Source organism: Colwellia sp. (assembly GCF_013214175.1).
In the GTDB taxonomy this organism is placed as follows: Bacteria; Pseudomonadota; Gammaproteobacteria; order Enterobacterales; family Alteromonadaceae; genus Colwellia.
This window is the reverse complement of record NZ_JABSPA010000001.1, coordinates 438,857-456,742: the sequence shown is the minus strand read 5'-3', so window position 1 is coordinate 456,742 and position 17,886 is coordinate 438,857. Positions and strand designations below refer to the sequence as shown.

13 protein-coding genes are annotated in these 17,886 nt (G+C 39.4%); 2 read left to right on the top strand and 11 right to left on the bottom strand.

Going from position 1 to position 17,886, the window contains the following annotated elements:
- Positions 1 to 136: 136 nt before the first annotated feature.
- From HRT55_RS01975 to putP, 8 genes are all read right to left on the bottom strand, one after another.
- Entirely contained in the window at positions 137 to 982 is an 846-nt protein-coding gene (locus HRT55_RS01975; protein WP_291618395.1) for an SPFH domain-containing protein, read from the bottom strand.
- A 432-nt stretch (positions 983 to 1,414) separates the two neighbouring features.
- Positions 1,415 to 1,891: a transcription elongation factor GreA gene (gene greA, locus HRT55_RS01970; RefSeq protein ID WP_291614188.1), complete on the bottom strand. Its 477-nt coding sequence runs from the start codon at positions 1,889 to 1,891 to the stop codon at positions 1,415 to 1,417.
- A gap of 107 nt (positions 1,892 to 1,998) precedes the next feature.
- The gene (gene carB, locus HRT55_RS01965; protein ID WP_291618393.1) at positions 1,999 to 5,214 is read right to left on the bottom strand and encodes a carbamoyl-phosphate synthase large subunit; all 3,216 of its coding nucleotides are present in this window, start codon (positions 5,212 to 5,214) and stop codon (positions 1,999 to 2,001) included.
- Positions 5,215 to 5,246: 32 nt separating this feature from the next.
- A complete protein-coding gene (carA, locus tag HRT55_RS01960; RefSeq protein ID WP_291618392.1) occupies positions 5,247 to 6,419 on the bottom strand; it encodes a glutamine-hydrolyzing carbamoyl-phosphate synthase small subunit in 1,173 nt (390 codons plus the stop codon).
- Positions 6,420 to 6,698: 279 nt separating this feature from the next.
- The gene (gene dapB, locus HRT55_RS01955; RefSeq protein ID WP_291618390.1) at positions 6,699 to 7,505 is read right to left on the bottom strand and encodes a 4-hydroxy-tetrahydrodipicolinate reductase; all 807 of its coding nucleotides are present in this window, start codon (positions 7,503 to 7,505) and stop codon (positions 6,699 to 6,701) included.
- Between the two features lie 80 nt (positions 7,506 to 7,585).
- Positions 7,586 to 8,002 (bottom strand): hypothetical protein, encoded by a 417-nt coding sequence (locus HRT55_RS01950; RefSeq protein ID WP_291618389.1) that lies wholly within the window; start codon positions 8,000 to 8,002, stop codon positions 7,586 to 7,588.
- Positions 8,003 to 8,070: 68 nt separating this feature from the next.
- A complete protein-coding gene (locus HRT55_RS01945) occupies positions 8,071 to 8,688 on the bottom strand; it encodes an FKBP-type peptidyl-prolyl cis-trans isomerase (protein WP_291618814.1) in 618 nt (205 codons plus the stop codon).
- A 271-nt stretch (positions 8,689 to 8,959) separates the two neighbouring features.
- Complete coding sequence (putP, locus tag HRT55_RS01940) at positions 8,960 to 10,447, bottom strand: sodium/proline symporter PutP (RefSeq protein WP_291618387.1); 1,488 nt, start codon at positions 10,445 to 10,447, stop codon at positions 8,960 to 8,962.
- 253 nt (positions 10,448 to 10,700) lie between these two features.
- Between putP and HRT55_RS01935 the strand changes: the two genes are divergently transcribed.
- Together HRT55_RS01935 and HRT55_RS01930 are read left to right on the top strand one after the other, a co-directional pair.
- Positions 10,701 to 11,921, top strand: a complete 1,221-nt coding sequence (locus HRT55_RS01935) for an EAL and HDOD domain-containing protein (RefSeq protein WP_291618386.1) — start codon at positions 10,701 to 10,703, stop codon at positions 11,919 to 11,921.
- Between the two features lie 203 nt (positions 11,922 to 12,124).
- Entirely contained in the window at positions 12,125 to 13,459 is a 1,335-nt protein-coding gene (locus tag HRT55_RS01930) for a Na+/H+ antiporter NhaC family protein (RefSeq protein ID WP_291618385.1), read from the top strand.
- A 183-nt stretch (positions 13,460 to 13,642) separates the two neighbouring features.
- Here the strand turns inward: HRT55_RS01930 and HRT55_RS01925 are convergent, their stop codons facing one another.
- The 3 genes from HRT55_RS01925 to zipA form a co-directional block, all read right to left on the bottom strand.
- Complete coding sequence (locus HRT55_RS01925; RefSeq protein ID WP_291618384.1) at positions 13,643 to 13,978, bottom strand: DUF3392 domain-containing protein; 336 nt, start codon at positions 13,976 to 13,978, stop codon at positions 13,643 to 13,645.
- A 70-nt stretch (positions 13,979 to 14,048) separates the two neighbouring features.
- Complete coding sequence (ligA, locus tag HRT55_RS01920; RefSeq protein WP_291618382.1) at positions 14,049 to 16,118, bottom strand: NAD-dependent DNA ligase LigA; 2,070 nt, start codon at positions 16,116 to 16,118, stop codon at positions 14,049 to 14,051.
- Positions 16,119 to 16,298: 180 nt separating this feature from the next.
- Positions 16,299 to 17,498: a cell division protein ZipA gene (gene zipA, locus HRT55_RS01915; protein WP_291618380.1), complete on the bottom strand. Its 1,200-nt coding sequence runs from the start codon at positions 17,496 to 17,498 to the stop codon at positions 16,299 to 16,301.
- Positions 17,499 to 17,886: the final 388 nt, after the last annotated feature.

Below are 17,886 nucleotides of genomic sequence, written 5' to 3'. Positions count from 1 at the left end.
AATTTAACAAAAACAAAAAATAAGTAAACAAAAGTAAAACCCCTCCACTAGACTCCCGACAAAACACTTCGGAGTGACGGTAACTAATAGTTCTGTTTAGTAACCTACGGGAATGATAAAGATTCAGGGTTATATTTTAATACAAACTACCAGTGTTCACTACCGGCTGTGTGCTTTTATCACTACATAAGACCACCAGTAAGTTACTGACCATGGCAGCTTTACGCTCTTCATCTAATTCAACTATGCCTTTCTCTGACAGCTGTTTAAGTGCCATTTCAACCATGCCGACAGCGCCATCAACGATAAGTCTTCGTGCTGCAATAATTGCCGATGCTTGTTGCCTTTGCAGCATTGCATTGGCGATTTCTGGTGCATAAGCGAGATGACTAATACGTGCTTCATGAACTATGACGCCTGCTTTCCCTAGTCGTTGTTGTATTTCTATCTTTAACGCTTCTGATACTTCTTGTGGGTGACTACGTAAGGCTATGTCATCACCTTCGTGTTGATCATACGGGTAACTGGTCGCCATATTACGTAATGCAGATTCACTTTGAATATTTACAAAGCTGATATAATCATCCACTTCAAAGACCGCTTCAGCGGTATCATCTACCGACCAAACCACCACAGTGGCAATTTCAATAGGATTACCGTGATTATCATTCACTTTCATTTGATTCGATTCAAAGTTTCGAATCCTTAATGAAATAACTCTGCGCATAAATAATGGAATAGTCCAGCGTAAACCGCCCGCCTTTACCGTGCCGACATAACTACCAAAGAAAGTCATCACTTTCGCTTGGTTTGGCTGCACCATAAAAAAACCGGGCATTGCTGACACCGTCAGTATAAAGACCAGTACAGTCAGTATTTCAATGTTACCCATCGCAGCTTGGCTAACAATAAATACTGCTGCCGCTAACAAGATAGTAAAAACAACATAACCACTAATCGAAAAACCTATTTTCTCATTCATACGAACTCCTTTTAAAACCTAAACATATCACAAAAGTGATATCACTTTGATATCAAAAAGACTACTACTATAATATTGAATTTGCAAGTTTACTTCGCAGTAAACAATTAAGTAATACATTTTTTTAAGTTTGTGTTCTTGTTGTGTATAGGAAAAATAAAACAGGCCAAGGCGCTCGATTGAGCAATAGCGAGCTATTGGGATTGAGAGCAACGCTGACATGGCGTATTTTAACCAGCACAAGTGGGCAATAATTTAATGAAATTGGTATAACTAGCCAAAGTTTACTTTTATTGAGGATGTTTTTTGCGAAACCTGTTACTGAGCAGGCACAAAAAAGCCGCAAACATTAAGTTTGCGGCTTTTACCTAAACACTTAGTGCAAGACGTGCGGCAGAAACCTCTGCAACAACTACTTACAGTTAGGTGTCTTTAGATATGTTCAACAGAGATGATTTCATACTCAACTACGCCACCAGGAATAGTTATTTCAATTTCACTATCAACTTCTTTGCCAATCAAACCACGAGCGATAGGGGAGTTAAGAGAAATCCTTCCGGTTTTAAAGTCAGCTTCATCATCACCAACAATCTGGTAAGTCACTTCAACTTCAGTTTCAATATTTAATAATTTAACTGTAGTTCCGAAAATAACTTTGCCGCGGTTAGGAATTGACGTTACATCAATCACTTGCGCATTACATAATCGGCCTTCAATGTCTTGGATACGGCCTTCACAAAAGCCCTGCTCTTCTTTAGCAGCATGGTATTCAGCATTTTCTTTTAAATCGCCGTGCTCACGTGCAGTAGCAATGTCTTTTACAATACGTGGGCGTTTCTCTTGTTTTAAGATTTTAAGCTCTGCTTGTAATTGCTCAGCACCACGAACGGTCATTGGATATTTAGTCATTATTATCTTCTCATTCTAACAATAAAGGTGGTCAACCTATAAATAGGAGATAACCACCTTTAAAAAAGTTTTAGATAAGCGTTAAACTTATTCTGTAAAAAAACTATTTAGAGTCTTTTGTGTAACTCTTGAATAGAGGTGACTTTACTTCTGTCATCAGCCGCATGTGACATACAAGTAGCAAAAGCCGCGTTTAAGGTTGTGGTATAAGCTACTTTATAACGTAAGGCACCACCACGTAATACTTTGGAATCTTCGATGGCTTTACGGCCTTCGGTAGTATTGATGATATAACTGTACTCACTATTCTTAATTCTATCAAGAATATGTGGACGACCTTCATGTACTTTATTAACACGACGAACCGGTACACCAGCTTCTCGTAAAATAATTTCAGTACCATGGGTGGCATCTAAATCATAACCTAAATCAACCATGATTTTAGCTAATTCTAATACACGTTTCTTATCACTATCACGCACAGAAATCAACGCTCTACCTGTCTTAGGTACACTAACACCGGCACCTAAACTAGCTTTAGCATAAGCTTCTTCAAAGGTATCGCCAACGCCCATCACTTCACCGGTTGAGCGCATTTCAGGGCCAACAAGAGGATCACTACCAAGGAACTTGTTAAATGGAATAACCACTTCTTTTACCGAGTAGTACGGTGGAATGACTTCTTTGGTAACACCTAACTCTTTTAAGGTTTTACCCGCCATTACCCGTGCGCCAATTTTAGCTAGCGGTACAGCGGTTGCTTTAGATACAAAAGGAACGGTACGAGCGGCACGTGGGTTAACTTCAATTAAGTAAACCTTGCCGTCTTTAACTGCCATTTGTGTATTCATTAAACCAACAACACCTAACTCAAAAGCAAGAGCGGTGACTTGCTCACGCATCACATCTTGAATTTCTTGGCTTAAACTATAAGCCGGTAATGAACAGGCACTATCACCTGAATGAACACCCGCTTGTTCAATATGTTGCATGATTGCGCCAATGACTACGTCAGTGCCGTCACAAATCAAGTCAATATCAACTTCTATCGCATCATCAAGGAAGCGATCAAGTAATACTGGCGAGTCGTTAGAAACACTTACTGCTTCAGTCATATAACGACGTAAATCATCTAGGTCATAAACGATTTCCATCGCGCGACCACCTAGTACATAAGATGGACGAACAACTAATGGGAAGCCAATACCTTCAGCTTTTGCCATCGCTTCGTCTACTGAAGTTACTGTAGCATTTTCAGGTTGTAATAAACCTAAACGGTCAACCGCTTGTTGGAAACGTTCTCTATCTTCTGCTCTGTCAATCGCATCTGGAGAAGTACCGATAATAGGTACGCCAGCAGCTTCAAGTGAACGTGCTAATTTAAGTGGTGTTTGACCACCGTATTGCACGATAACACCGACAGGTTTTTCAATGCGTACAATTTCAAGAACATCTTCAAAGGTGATAGATTCAAAGTATAAACGGTCTGAAGTATCATAATCGGTAGAAACAGTTTCAGGGTTACAGTTAACCATGATAGTTTCAAAGCCATCTTCACGAAGCGCTAATGCTGCATGTACACAACAGTAATCAAACTCAATGCCTTGACCAATACGGTTGGGGCCTCCACCTAAGATCATGATTTTTTTATTATCTGTAGGGTTAGCTTCACACTCTTCATCGTATGTTGAGTACATGTAAGCAGTATCAGAGCTAAACTCTGCCGCACAGGTATCAACACGTTTGTATACTGGGTATATATCCGCCGCGTGACGTTTTTTACGTACTTCCGCTTCAGAAACACCAATTAGATCAGATAAACGAGAATCGGCAAAACCTTTACGTTTAAGTTTGCGTAAGTATTCTGGTGTTAGAATAGTTAAGCCGCCATCAGCAACTTTCGCTTCTTCTAAAATGATATCTTCAATTTGTACTAGGAACCAGCGGTCAACCATAGTTAAGTTAAAGACTTCATCTACCGTTAAACCTAAACGGAAAGCATCACCAATATACCAAATACGGTCGGCACCAGCTTCTTGCAATTCATGCATGATTTTGGTTTTAGCGCCTGGCTGAGTAACATCAACAATAGAATCAAAACCATTCACGCCAACTTCTAAGCCGCGTAAAGCTTTTTGTAATGACTCTTGTTGGTTACGGCCAATAGCCATCACTTCACCAACTGATTTCATTTGCGTAGTTAGTCTATCGTCTGCGCCTGCAAATTTTTCAAAGTTAAAACGTGGGATCTTAGTAACAACATAATCGATAGTCGGTTCAAATGATGCCGGTGTTTTGCCACCAGTAATATCATTTGTTAACTCATCTAGGGTATAGCCTACCGCTAACTTGGCCGCTATTTTAGCAATTGGGAAACCCGTTGCTTTTGAAGCTAATGCCGATGAGCGAGATACACGTGGATTCATTTCAATAATAACCATACGACCTGTATCTGGACAGATACCAAATTGTACGTTTGAACCACCGGTTTCAACACCAATTTCACGCAATACTGCCAGAGAGGCATTACGCATGATTTGGTATTCTTTATCTGTTAACGTTTGCGCTGGAGCAACAGTGATTGAATCACCCGTATGAATGCCCATAGGGTCAAAGTTTTCAATCGAACAAATAATGATACAGTTATCATTTTTGTCGCGAACCACTTCCATTTCATACTCTTTCCAACCAATCAATGATTCATCAATCAATAATTCAGTTGTTGGTGAAAGGTCTAAACCGCGCGTACAAATTTCATCAAACTCTTCGGTGTTATAAGCAATACCGCCACCTGAGCCACCCATGGTGAATGATGGGCGAATAATACACGGGAAACCTAAGTGTTTAACCGCTGCATGTGCTTCTTCTAGTGTATGAACAATTTCAGCACGTGGTGTATCAAGGCCAATAGCTTTCATCGCTTTATCAAAACGACTACGGTTTTCTGCTTTATCTATGGCATCAGCTGTTGCGCCGATCATTTCAACATTAAACTCTTTTAATACGCCTTTAGCTTCAAGTTCTAAAGCACAGTTTAATGCGGTTTGACCGCCCATTGTTGGTAATACCGCACAAGGACGTTCTTTTTCAATAATTTTGCGTACTACTTCCCAATGAATGGGCTCGATGTAAGTCGCATCGGCCATCTCTGGGTCAGTCATTATCGTTGCCGGGTTAGAGTTAACTAATATAACTCGATAACCTTCTTCACGTAATGCTTTACATGCTTGCGCGCCAGAGTAATCGAACTCACAGGCTTGACCAATAACAATTGGTCCAGCACCTAAGATCAAGATACTTTTTATATCAGTACGTTTTCCCATTTCTTTTCTCTCTTATCTTTCTCTAGGCTGAATTATTTAGCGTTTTTATAAATTTTGATCAAGTCAATAAAGTGATCAAATAACGGCGCAGCATCAGTTGGACCAGGGCTTGCTTCAGGATGACCTTGGAAGCTAAACGCTGGTTTGTCTGTGCGATGAATACCTTGTAAAGAATCATCAAATAGTGATTTATGGGTAACTGTTAAGTTGCTTGGCAAGGTATCTTCATCAACAGCGAAACCGTGGTTTTGTGAAGTAATCATTACTACGTCACGAGCGAAGTCTTTCACTGGGTGGTTTGCACCATGATGACCAAACTTCATTTTAACTGTTTTAGCACCACTGGCTAAACCAAGTAATTGGTGACCTAAACAAATACCAAATACTGGGATTTCTGTTTCAAGGAATTCTTTAATGGCCGTGATAGCGTAGTCACATGGCTCTGGGTCACCAGGTCCATTAGATAAGAAAATACCATCTGGGTTCATCGCTAGTACTTCACTTGCCGGAGTTTGCGCAGGTACCACAGTTAATTTACAACCACGGTCAACTAACATACGTAAGATATTTCTTTTTGCGCCAAAATCATAAGCAACAACATGGAATTCAAATTTCTCTGGTTTCGTAAAACCTGTGCCGGTGTTAGCACCATTGCTTAAATCAAGAGTCCAACTACCGCTCGTCCACTCATATTTTTCTTTGGTAGAAACTACTTTAGCTAAATCCATGCCTTTAAGACCTGGAAATGCTTTCGCTTGGCTAAGAGCAGTTGCTTGTTGGCTATCATCGTTAACATCATCAAGTGTTAAGATACAGCCGTTTTGAGCACCTTTCTCACGTAAAATACGCGTTAATTTACGGGTATCAATATCAGCGATACCTAAAATATTGTGTTCGATTAAATAATCACTTAAATTCTGTTCATTTCGAAAGTTACTAGCCATTAAAGGCAAGTCGCGAATAACTAGACCTTTAGCAACAATGCTATCAGACTCTTTATCTTCGCTATTAGTACCGGTATTACCAATATGTGGGTAAGTCAGGGTAATAATTTGCTCTGCATATGATGGATCGGTAAGGATTTCCTGATAACCTGTCATTGAGGTGTTAAAAACGACCTCACCAACAGCCGAACCTTGTGCACCAATTGCGGTGCCTTTAAAAACAGTGCCGTCTTCAAGCACTAAAATAGCAGATGTAGCCAATGTAACCTCCAAAGAAGAAATAAACGTAAACGCGCATATAACAGCAACTGCTCTGTGCAATTGCTTTTTACTGTAGTTCCCGTACAAAAACAGATATCAAAAACCACTTTTCAGCTAAATTTTTGACAAAATCCACTTATTTTACGCTTGTGCAGTGAATTCGTCTACTAATAAAATGTAAAAACATAGTTTTTCTAGTCTTCCGTATCATTTCCTGACCAAATGGCCAAAAAGACTAGTTATCTCTTGTTAAAATTAACCAATACTTAGGTATTAATTTTAATCTTTTAAACCCAATACATCTTGCATATCATAATAGCCGGCTTCAGCATCATTTAACCAAAATGCTGCACGCATAGCCCCTAGTGCAAAGGTCATTCGAGAACTCGCTTTATGAGTAATTTCAAGACGTTCACCAAGATCTGCAAAAATGGCGGTGTGCTCACCAACAATATCCCCTGCTCTCACAGTGGCAAAACCAATAGTTTCTCTTTTACGCTCACCTGTAATACCTTCACGGCCATAAACGGCAACTTTGTTAAGATCTCGCCCTAAGGTATCAGCAATAACTTGTCCCATTTTTACCGCGGTGCCTGAAGGTGCATCTTTTTTAAATCGGTGATGTGCCTCAAAAATTTCTATATCAGTATAGTCGCCAATTGCTTTTGCAGTGACTTGCAGTAACTTAAACATTAAATTAACGCCAACTGATGTATTGGGCGCTAATATCACTGGCATAGTTTTACCCGCTTGTTCTATCACTTTTACTTGTTCATCTGAAAATCCGGTAGTGCCGATAACTAAAGCTTTTTTGTTTTCGTTACACCAAGCAAGGTTTTCTAGGGTCGTTTCTATTGAAGTAAAATCAATAAAAACATCGGCTGCAGCCAGTTGTGATAACTGGGTTGAAGTTTTAATGTCAATAGCACCAATGCCCGCTAATTCCCCTAAATCAAAATCGACAAAAGATGAACTAGTACGTACGCTACCACCAACCAATTCAACGCTTGCATGCTCATGTGCTGCCTGAATCAAATTACGCCCCATACGACCACTGCAACCTAAAATAGCTACTTTTACTTTCATATTGTTCTCTACTGTTCTTAAAGAAATCGCGGAAAACCGCCTAAAATACGGATAAAATATCTAATAGTAATAAAATACGTTTACCAACAAAGTGACTCTGCTAACGTTAACGCACTCTCAAGTTCATGAGAAACTACATTCACTATTTTCAATGTGCCATCATGGTCTAATACATGATAAATAGCAGCAAAGTCAGCAAAAACTTGCCCTTGGCCATCGATAAAATCCCATTCTATGCACACTAAATATAACTGTTTACTCACCTGCTCAAAAGAAGCTTGTTTAGCAATAATATTACTGGTACTGGCGTCTTTGAGTTGGGTGAAAATAGCACCAAATTCTTGCTGGCAATCAGTTGCATTTTTGAGCAGCACTATTTTATCAGGTGTATTCAGTGTACATGGTAAGTGATAACAACGGCTTACTTCATCAATATCACATTGTAAAAATGCATTTTGATAGTGCTTAAAGAGCTCTTGTAACTTTATTTTTGACATAGCTTCAATCTATTAGTTTTAGCTTAAAAAAAAGCCCTCAATTGAGGGCTTTTATTATAATACGATATTTACTTGATGCTTAATAATTCAACTTCAAATACTAACGTAGCATAAGCAGGAATAGCACCCTGTGAACCACGTTCACCGTAAGCTAGGTCATAAGGGATAGTTAACTTCCACTTTGAACCTTCAGTCATTAGTTGTAATGCTTCAGTCCAACCAGCGATAACGCCTTTAACTGGGAACTCAGCCGGTTGACCACGGTCAACAGAACTATCAAAAACTTCACCGTTGGTAAATGTACCGTGGTAATGAACAGATACTGTGCTATCTGCTGATGGCTTTTCGCCTTCACCAGTTACTAATACTTCGTATTGTAAACCAGACTCAGTAACTGTTACTTCATCACGCTTAGCGTTATCAGCTAAGAATTTTTCGCCTTCAGCAGAAGCTTCTTTAGCAGCAGCTTGCTCTTGCTCTTGTATTTTTTTAGAAACTACAGAAAAAGCTTCGTTTAGATCTTCATCCGAAACCTTACTATCGGCTTCAGCTAATGCATCAGCGATACCTGCTTGTACAGCAGTGATATCAAAATCTTTAAAAGGGTTGTTGCGAAGTTGGTCACCTAATTGACGACCTACACCATAGCTAACACGTTGTTCAGTAGTATCAAAACTCATTGATATAAACTCCAGACTTTAAATAGTCTTTTAAATGATTAATTTGCAGTAAACTTTTCTATAAAGCAAACCAAATTAATCGAAGGTTTAAAAATTAGCGAGATTCTAGCATAAAAGCTCTAAAGCGAACAACTTGAAATTAGCCAGTAACCATTAGATTCGCTCTAGTCTTCAACCAAAAGCTAATGGGTTAATTACAGGAATTTAAAAACAAAAAAGCTAGTGACTTGAAGTCACTAGCTTTTCAAATTGAATCGATTTTTAAAAAATCGTTTAATTATTTATGATGCGTTAACATTTCATCAAACTTGGTAGAGATGCTATCTTCAACTTTAGGCGATAGCTTACTGAATACATAAATAGCTAATGAACAAACAATAAAGCCAGGGACTATCTCATACATCCATGCACTCAAAGACTGACCATTAATAGTGATAGGTGCATATATCCAGATAAGTACAGTTACCGCGCCACTAATAATACCGGCTAAAGCGCCATTTCGCGTCATACCTTTCCAATACAAACAACCAATTACAACCGGTCCAAAGGCGGCGCCAAAGCCTGCCCAAGCATTACTAACTAAGCTCAAGATACTGCTATTACGATCGTAAGCTAAATAAATGGCTACCAAGGCAACTAGAAACACAGAGATTCGGCCAACTAGCACCAATTGTTTTTCACTGGCATCACGGTGTAAAAAGGCTTGATAAAAATCGCCGGTAAGTGAACTAGAGGTAACCAGTAATTGTGAAGAGATGGTGCTCATTATTGCCGCTAAAATGGCCGCTAATAAAAAGCCAGCAATTAACGGGCTAAATAATAACTGTGATAAAACGATAAAAATGGTTTCGGCATCATCAAGTTTTATACCTGTTTTCGCTACATAAGCGATACCAGCAAAACCTGTTGCCATAGCGCCAATAATAGCCACTATCATCCAAGTCATACCAATACGACGCGCGGTTGGCATATCTTTAACGTTACGAATCGCCATAAAGCGCACTATTATATGCGGCTGACCAAAGTAACCTAAGCCCCAAGCCATGGCAGATATAATACCAATAGCACTGACGCCACTAAAGATATTTAATAATTCCGGATTTATTGTTTCAATAGTCGTTTGCATTTCAGCGATGCCGCCTACTTCACTTATCGCAACAATAGGCACTAAAACTAAGGCGATAAACATAATACAACCCTGCACAAAGTCAGTTAAACTTACCGCTAAAAACCCGCCAAATAAGGTATAAGCAACCACTACTCCAGCAGTAACATATAAGCCGACTTCATAATTTAAGCCAAAAGAGCTTTCAAATAGTTTGCCGCCAGCAACAATACCACTTGAGGTATAAAGGGTAAAAAATACCACGATAACCAGCGATGATACGATTCTTAATAAGCGTGACTTATCGTTAAAGCGATTTTCAAAGAAATCAGGTAAGGTGATAGAGTCATTGGCTATTTCGGTGTAAGTTCTTAAACGTGGTGCAACCACTAAGTAATTAAGAAATGCGCCAATAACCAAGCCGATGGCAATCCAAATACTACTGACACCGGTAAGGTACATAGCACCGGGTAAACCCATCAACATCCAGCCACTCATATCAGAGGCCCCCGCAGACAGAGCAGCGACACTTGGCGACAAACTACGGCCACCTAACATATAGCCAGCGACATCACTGGTAGATTTTTTATAAGCGTATAAGCCAATTAAGAGCATAACGATGAAGTAGAGTGTTAAAGAGATTAAGGTACCGATAGCCAAAGTGATTACCTGCTAATTGTGAGCTAGTGAGTGATTAAGCTCGCTAAACTAGCAAAAATCACCAAATAAATAAACCTTAGTCTGTTTACTGGTTTTTGCTTTTAAGTTACTGCTAAGGTTAATAACAAGTAAACAAAAAGAAAAATGAAGATGAAAGCGCAAACAAATTAAAAAAAACTAATGCAATAAAATCCGCTATACCATATATTTAATGGTAATTAACCTATAGAGCCTGAGCTAGTTAACGACATATATGAACTTTTACGCTGCAAGACAACCGATTTTAGATAAGAGTAAAAAATTATTTGCTTATGAGTTACTTTTTCGTGACAGCATAGACAATGTATTCCCTGATATAGATGGCGATGAAGCCACGAGCAAAATGATTGAAGCTAGCCAATTCAATATGGGCATTAGTGAGTTTACCGGAAATAAAGCGGCCTTTATCAACTTTACTCTTGAAACCATGGAGAAAGGCTACCCTGAAATGCTTACTCCCGAAGAGGTAGTGGTTGAAATTCTGGAGACTGTTAAACCCGGTAAGAAGTTACTGGCGCTATGTAAAGATTTACATACGAAAGGCTACACTCTGGCGTTAGATGATTATGAACACAAAAACGTTTGGGCACATTTCTACCCTTTTATTAAAATTATAAAAATTGATATTCAACAAAGCAGTATCGATGATATTAAAGAAGTCCTTATTGCCATTAAAGATCATCCCCATATTAAAATGTTAGCTGAAAAAGTAGAAACCTATGAAGAATATGATCAAATGCTGCAACTCGGCTTTGACTACTTCCAAGGTTACTTCTTCGCCAAACCAGAAATGATAAAAACTAAAACCTTATCACCTTCACAGATAGCCATGGCCGAGTTACTTTATGAAACCTCTAAAACCGATTTAGATTTAAACAGTATTACTAGCGTGTTTGAGCGTGACGTATCGCTATCTTATAAATTATTACGTTATGCTAACTCAGCAATTTTTAAGCGCCGCAACGAAATATCGACCATTAAACAAGCCTTAGTCATTTTAGGCTCAGGTGAATTAAAGCGCTTTATCGGCTTAATGTTTGCGGTAACAGCAAACCCGGATAAACCATCCGAATTAATTAACATGGCCATGACCAGAGCAAAGTTTTGTGAGTTAGTCGCCCATGATATTCACGCACAACTTGATGTTTCAATAGCCTTTTTAACTGGGTTATTATCCATGATTGATGCCATATTAGATGAAGAGATGGCTAGCGTATTAGAAAAACTCCCGCTATCGCAGGATATTAAAGAGCCACTACTGACTAAAAAAGGGGTTATGGCGGCAATAATTAAGTTGGTTGAATTTATCGAACAAGCCCAATGGGATAAAACCACCTTGGTTATGGAAAAATTAAAACTCGACAAAGATAAAGTAGTTGAGCATTACAACCAAGCGGTTGCTTGGGCGGATGAACAAACACAACCCGCACCTTAAAAATAGCAGTAAGAATTTTCATCTAATTCAGGACTGTTATTTTAGCTAGGTATTTTATCGATGCGACAAGGCCAACTATTGCGTAGTTGGCCTTTTTTATTGCCTATCTTTCAATAAACCATTTAGCCATCTAAACATCTATATTGACAAGAGAGATTTTGCTTTTATAATGCTGTCATAAACTTATTTTATATAGCTCACTTATGACCAATAAAGATGCCCCCCAAGAAAATATATTTGCCCTACTGCCTTTTGCCGTTTTTTTAGGGCTTTTTCTCGGTACCGGTATTATTCTCACCCTTCAGGGTGTTGATTTTGCTTTTTATCAACTACCAGCAAGTATTGCCATTATCCCCGCCATTATCGTCTCCATTGGCCTAGGGAAACTATTAAATAAAAGCCCTATCGATAAACAGATTACACAATTTGTTAGTGGCGCCGGTCATGCCAACATAACCACCATGTGCATTATCTATTTACTTGCGGGCGCCTTTGCCGTGGTAGCAAAATCAACGGGTAGTGTTGATGCCAGTGTGCAACTTGGCTTAGCCATGTTCCCTGATTACCTATTATTGCCCGGACTATTCCTGGTCGCCGCTTTCTTATCTACCGCTATGGGCACATCAATGGGCACCATTGCTGCTATTGCGCCGGTTGCGCTTGGCTTTATTGAAACGGCAAATTTAGATGCTGCACTGGTTGCTGGCTGTTTAGTATCTGGTGCCATTTTTGGTGACAACCTATCTATTATTTCTGATACCACTATTGCATCAACACGCAGTCAAGGTGCGCACATGAAGGATAAATTTCGGGTAAACTTTAAATTTGCTGTACCTGCCGCGCTTATCTGCTTGGTGATATTTACCGTGTTAGGTGGCGAAGTAAACCATGAGTTAAACAGTGAAACTGCTGTAGTTGGTTTAATTCCTTACGTGGTTATTCTGGTCTTAGCCTTGATGGGCGTGAATGTTTTTGTGGTATTAACCTTAGGCATAGTTCTAGCGGCAGCCATTGGCATGATTAGCAATGGCTATCAGTTATCTGCTTGGCTAAAAGATATCACAGCAGGTTTCGCCAGCATGCAAGACATCTTTATATTATCTCTCTTTATCGGTGGTTTAAGTGAGTTGGTTCGTCAGCAAGGTGGTTTATCCGCGTTAACACGAGTGATAAAGAATCTTGCAAGAAAACTAGCGCCTAATAATAACAAACGGGCTGCGGGCATAGGTATTGCCGGCTTGGCCTTTGTTTGTAATTTCTTTACTGCCAACAATACAGTATCAATTATAGTTACTGGTGATACCGCTAAAAACCTCGCTACTGATGGTGGCTTATCACCGGCTGAGTCAGCCAGTTTACTCGATGTTTTCGCTTGTATTAACCAAGGTATATTACCTTATGGCGCTCAAGCGCTATTACTTGGCGCGACTTTACAAATATCACCACTGGCTGTAGCAAGCCATGCCTTTTATCCCATGGTGTTATTTTTTGTTGCCAGCTTTGCATTTTGGCGATTAACCCGTAACAAGACCGTGTAAAGAATAGTTGATGTTTTAGTGCTTCTTTACTCTTACAACAGCACTAACACATGATAGCAAGTAACCATTTAAGCTAAAGAAAACCAAGGCATTGAGAGGTGTTAAGCGGTATTTTTTTATAATACCGCCCTTACCTAGTATTCTATTTATGCTTTATGCATTATTGAACTCATCATGCGGCTTTTAAATATGGCGTTGTTTTTGTGCGTACATGCCCAGAACAAAGAAAATAACAGTAACACTCGGTAATAAATACGGAGTAGGAATTTTAGCTAACTGCTGTGCCAAAACATTGGTTAACCAAACCGTTAATAAGCCATAACCAAAAGCGCAAACAAGCACAAATACCAAGGTGCGAATGATAAAGTGCTGCCTAACAACTAACTTTTTAATCGCACAATTAATTTCATTACCAAAAATAACCAAAGCCGTAGCAATGAGGGCTAAAGCAGCTTGGTACTGATAAGGACGGAACCATTGACCAACGTCTGTTAACGTAGCGATAATAAATGAACTCATGCTTGTTATTACTTCTCTATTTTTTATTACTTCTCAAGTAGCTCAGATTATTAGGCCATTACCAAGAGATTTATATTGCTACACCGTATTTGCTCAATAGTGCAATCATCTCATCTTCTGTCAGCACAGCAATACCTAAGTCTTGCGCTTTAGTGAGTTTAGAGCCAGCCTTATCCCCGGCAACAACAAAATCTGTTTTCTTTGAAACACTGCCGGAAACTTTCGCGCCTAAGGATTGCAGCGCTGTTTTCGCCTCTGTTCGGCCCATTTGCGTTAGTGTACCGGTAAGAACAAAGATCTGCTCAGCCAGCGGTAACTCTGCAGCTGACTTTATTTCAATTGTCGGCCAGTTCATCATTGCAGTTAACCCGGAAACAATCGCTAAGTTATGCTCTTCTTTAAAGAAGTTAATGATATTTTTGGCAACAATTTCGCCAACATCTGAGACATCTTGTAATGCTTCTAGGGATGCACTTTCAATTGCAGCTAAGGTATAGAAGTGATTAGCTAAGTTAGCCGCAGTTGCTTCACCCACTTCTCTTATGCCTAGACCATAAATAAATTTCGCTAAGGTGGTCGTTTTAGCCTTTTCAAGGCCAGCAATTAAATTAGTCGCCGACTTCTTGCCCATACGCTCCATCATACTGACTTGAATTTCGGTCAACTTGAATAAATCAGCAGGGGTATTAATCAACTTTTCATCAACAAGCTGTTCAACAAGTTTATCGCCTAAGCCGTCGACATCATGAGCTTTTCGCGAAGCAAAGTGTTTGATTGCTTCTTTTCGCTGTGCCGCACAAAAAAGTCCTGCGGTACACCTAAGTACAGCCTCACCTTCTGGCTTAGCAACCGCAGAGTCACATACAGGACACGTAGTCGGAAAGATGATATCTAGCGCATTATCAGGTCGTTTATCAACAACTACGCTAACAATTTGCGGAATCACATCTCCGGCACGGCGAATAACGACAGTGTCATTTATTTTCAGCCCTAAGCGTGTTATTTCATCTTGGTTATGCAAGGTAGCATTAGAAACGGTTACCCCACCAACAAAGATAGGTTTTAATCGCGCCACTGGCGTAATAGCGCCAGTTCGACCTACTTGAAACTCAACATCTTCAACACAGGTTAACTCTTCTTCAGCCGGAAATTTATAAGCAATTGCCCAACGAGGAGCTCGTGCGACAAAACCTAAACGTTTTTGCAGAGCTATATCATCAACTTTAAACACTGTACCGTCTATTTCATAACTTAAGGCGCTACGTTTAGCTAGGATATCTTGATAGTAGGCATCCGCTGCTTGTTCGCTTGCCAGTAAGCGCACTTCTGGACACATAGGTAAACCAAGTGCTTTAAGCTGGCACAACCTTTGGTGGTGTGAGTCCTCAAAGAACTCATGGGTTAAATCTTTGCTTTCACCATTATCTGCCGCCAAGTCACCAACAAATCCTAAACTATAGGCATAAAAGGCTAAATTACGCTTAGCGGTAATTTTGGAGTCAAGTTGGCGTAAACTGCCAGCAGCGGCATTACGTGGGTTAGCAAAACCTTTTTCACCACGTTTTTTAGCCAGTTCATTTAAAGCATTAAAACTTGCTTTAGGCATAAATACCTCACCACGTACTTCAACAACACTTGGAAAGTCTTTGCCGGGCGCGCCCATAAGCTTAAGTGGAATGGATTTAATGGTGCGAATATTGGTGGTAATATTTTCGCCAACACTACCATCACCACGCGTAGCTGCTTGGACTAGTATCCCTTGCTCATATCGTAAACTTACCGCTAAACCATCTAATTTAGGCTCGGCACAAAAAGTCAAAGCTTGATTACTGTTTAATCTATCTTTGACACGTTTAACAAAGGCATGGAAATCTTCTAGGGAAAAGACATTATCAAGGGAGAGCATCGGCTGCTGATGCGTGACTTGAGTAAAAGACTTTAATGCCTGTCCACCCACTTTTTGACTAGGAGAATCAATGGTTTTAAGTTCAGGGTTTGCTATTTCTAACTCGATTAATGCTGTCATTAATCGATCAAATTCTGCATCAGGTACGCTAGGTTGATCTAATACATAGTATTCATGATTATATTGATTAAGCTGCTGTTGTAATTGGCTAATTTTATCTTCGGCATTTGACATAAAAATAATTCACTAAAGGTTAATAATGTACCTTGTGCCATCTTTTAATATTAATAAGAAAACGACACAAATAGTTGAGTGGCTTTAAACGAGAAGAAATCTCGCAATAAAGAAAATAAAAACGGGCATAAGCCCGTTGTAATATGTAAATAATGCGAGGATAAGAGCAAAAGTTAGTACTTACTCCACTAGGGCAACATGGCTTTTACGATCGAACTCTCGTATTTTACTTAAGTAGTGTTGCTCAGTTTGTTTAGTCATAACATTACGTTTATCATCAAGCACTTGGGCATTAAACTCTTGCGCCAGCTGCTTGGCGGCATTAAGCATTTGCTCAAAGACATAGAAAGCATCGCCAGCATTAGGTAAGGTCATAAATAAACTGACGCCGCGGGTGGCAAAAATTTCCATACTATCTAAATCGAATGAGCCTGGATTCATGATGTTAGCCAAACTAAAGGTCACTTTACCGTTACCGGCATTATCTTCATGACGATGAAAAATATTCATTTCGCCATATTTGAGACCTAGGGTCAGTAGACTTGGTAATAATACTGCACCAAGCATCTGCTGATTAGCGGGCATTACCACTGATAAAATAATGACTTGTGGCTCTAGTTGAGTTGCAGCCTGCTTAGGCTCAGTAACTCGTTCGCTTGCCTGTATATCTAAATCAATATCCATCTGGTCACGTTTCAATGTCGCCGGTGATGGTGTTTTGGTAATTTTTTTAATTGGCGTGCGTGCTGGCTTAGCTTGAGTTACCGGTTGCTCATATAAAGGTTCAAAATGAATGACTGGCTTGGGTGCTACCGGTGTTTTAACAACCCTAGCATTGGCAGTATTCTTAGTAGGTGTTAACTCGTCACCTAATTCATCTTTAGTAAATTGGCTGCTGCTTTCTTCAGGGGAAGCTTCAAAGGAGTCTTGTTGAAAGCCTGCTTGAATATCGTCTTTGAACCAGTCATCTTCAAGGCTGCTATCCAATGGCTGAACTGAGATATTATCAACTTGTTCAACTTCGCCTTGACTAGTCTGACTAGCAAGATCACCTAAAACATCTTTTTTAATTAATATTTGGCTTTTAGATAGGTCATCGGGTAGCTGCACACCAGTGGTCAAAATATGTTCAGTAACAACCTCCTCTGCAAGGTTTTTACTGCCACTTACTACACTAGGCTTAACTTTTACTTGTCCGACACCATCTTGATCAAAACCCTTACCATCAAAATCTCGAGTGATCGGGTCAATCTTATTTTTAGATGTTTTGAGTTTGTAGGGATTTTTTTGTTTTCTTATTGTCCATAAGCCATGGAGAAATATTGCGGTAATGACAATGGCGCTAAGTATAATTAAGACGTTTCTGAAGTTATCTTCCATTTCGAGCCTATTTACTCTCTAATTACTATTTTTCATGCGAATATTATCGCGATATATTAACAAGAAACTTTACCAGAAATTCAGTGAATTTGTAACAAGTTAATGTGGTAAAAGCATGAAAGAACTTTTTATAGCAGTAAGCAATCAAGATGCATGTTTCATAGTGCTTGAGCTATTTCAATTCATGGCGTTGTGATGAAATATTGGTTTATTCAGGAGAATATGCTCCTGCATTCTCTAATAGACTACATCCATGTAGCGTCATTATAAGCTACAGTAACGATGAAGTAGATGCTATTCAAACGCTTCTTCGATGGGTTTAAAATGGCTTTATCCAGCGTTAACTAATCAAAGCATAGAATGACTTGCCTAAAGTCATTTTAATTCC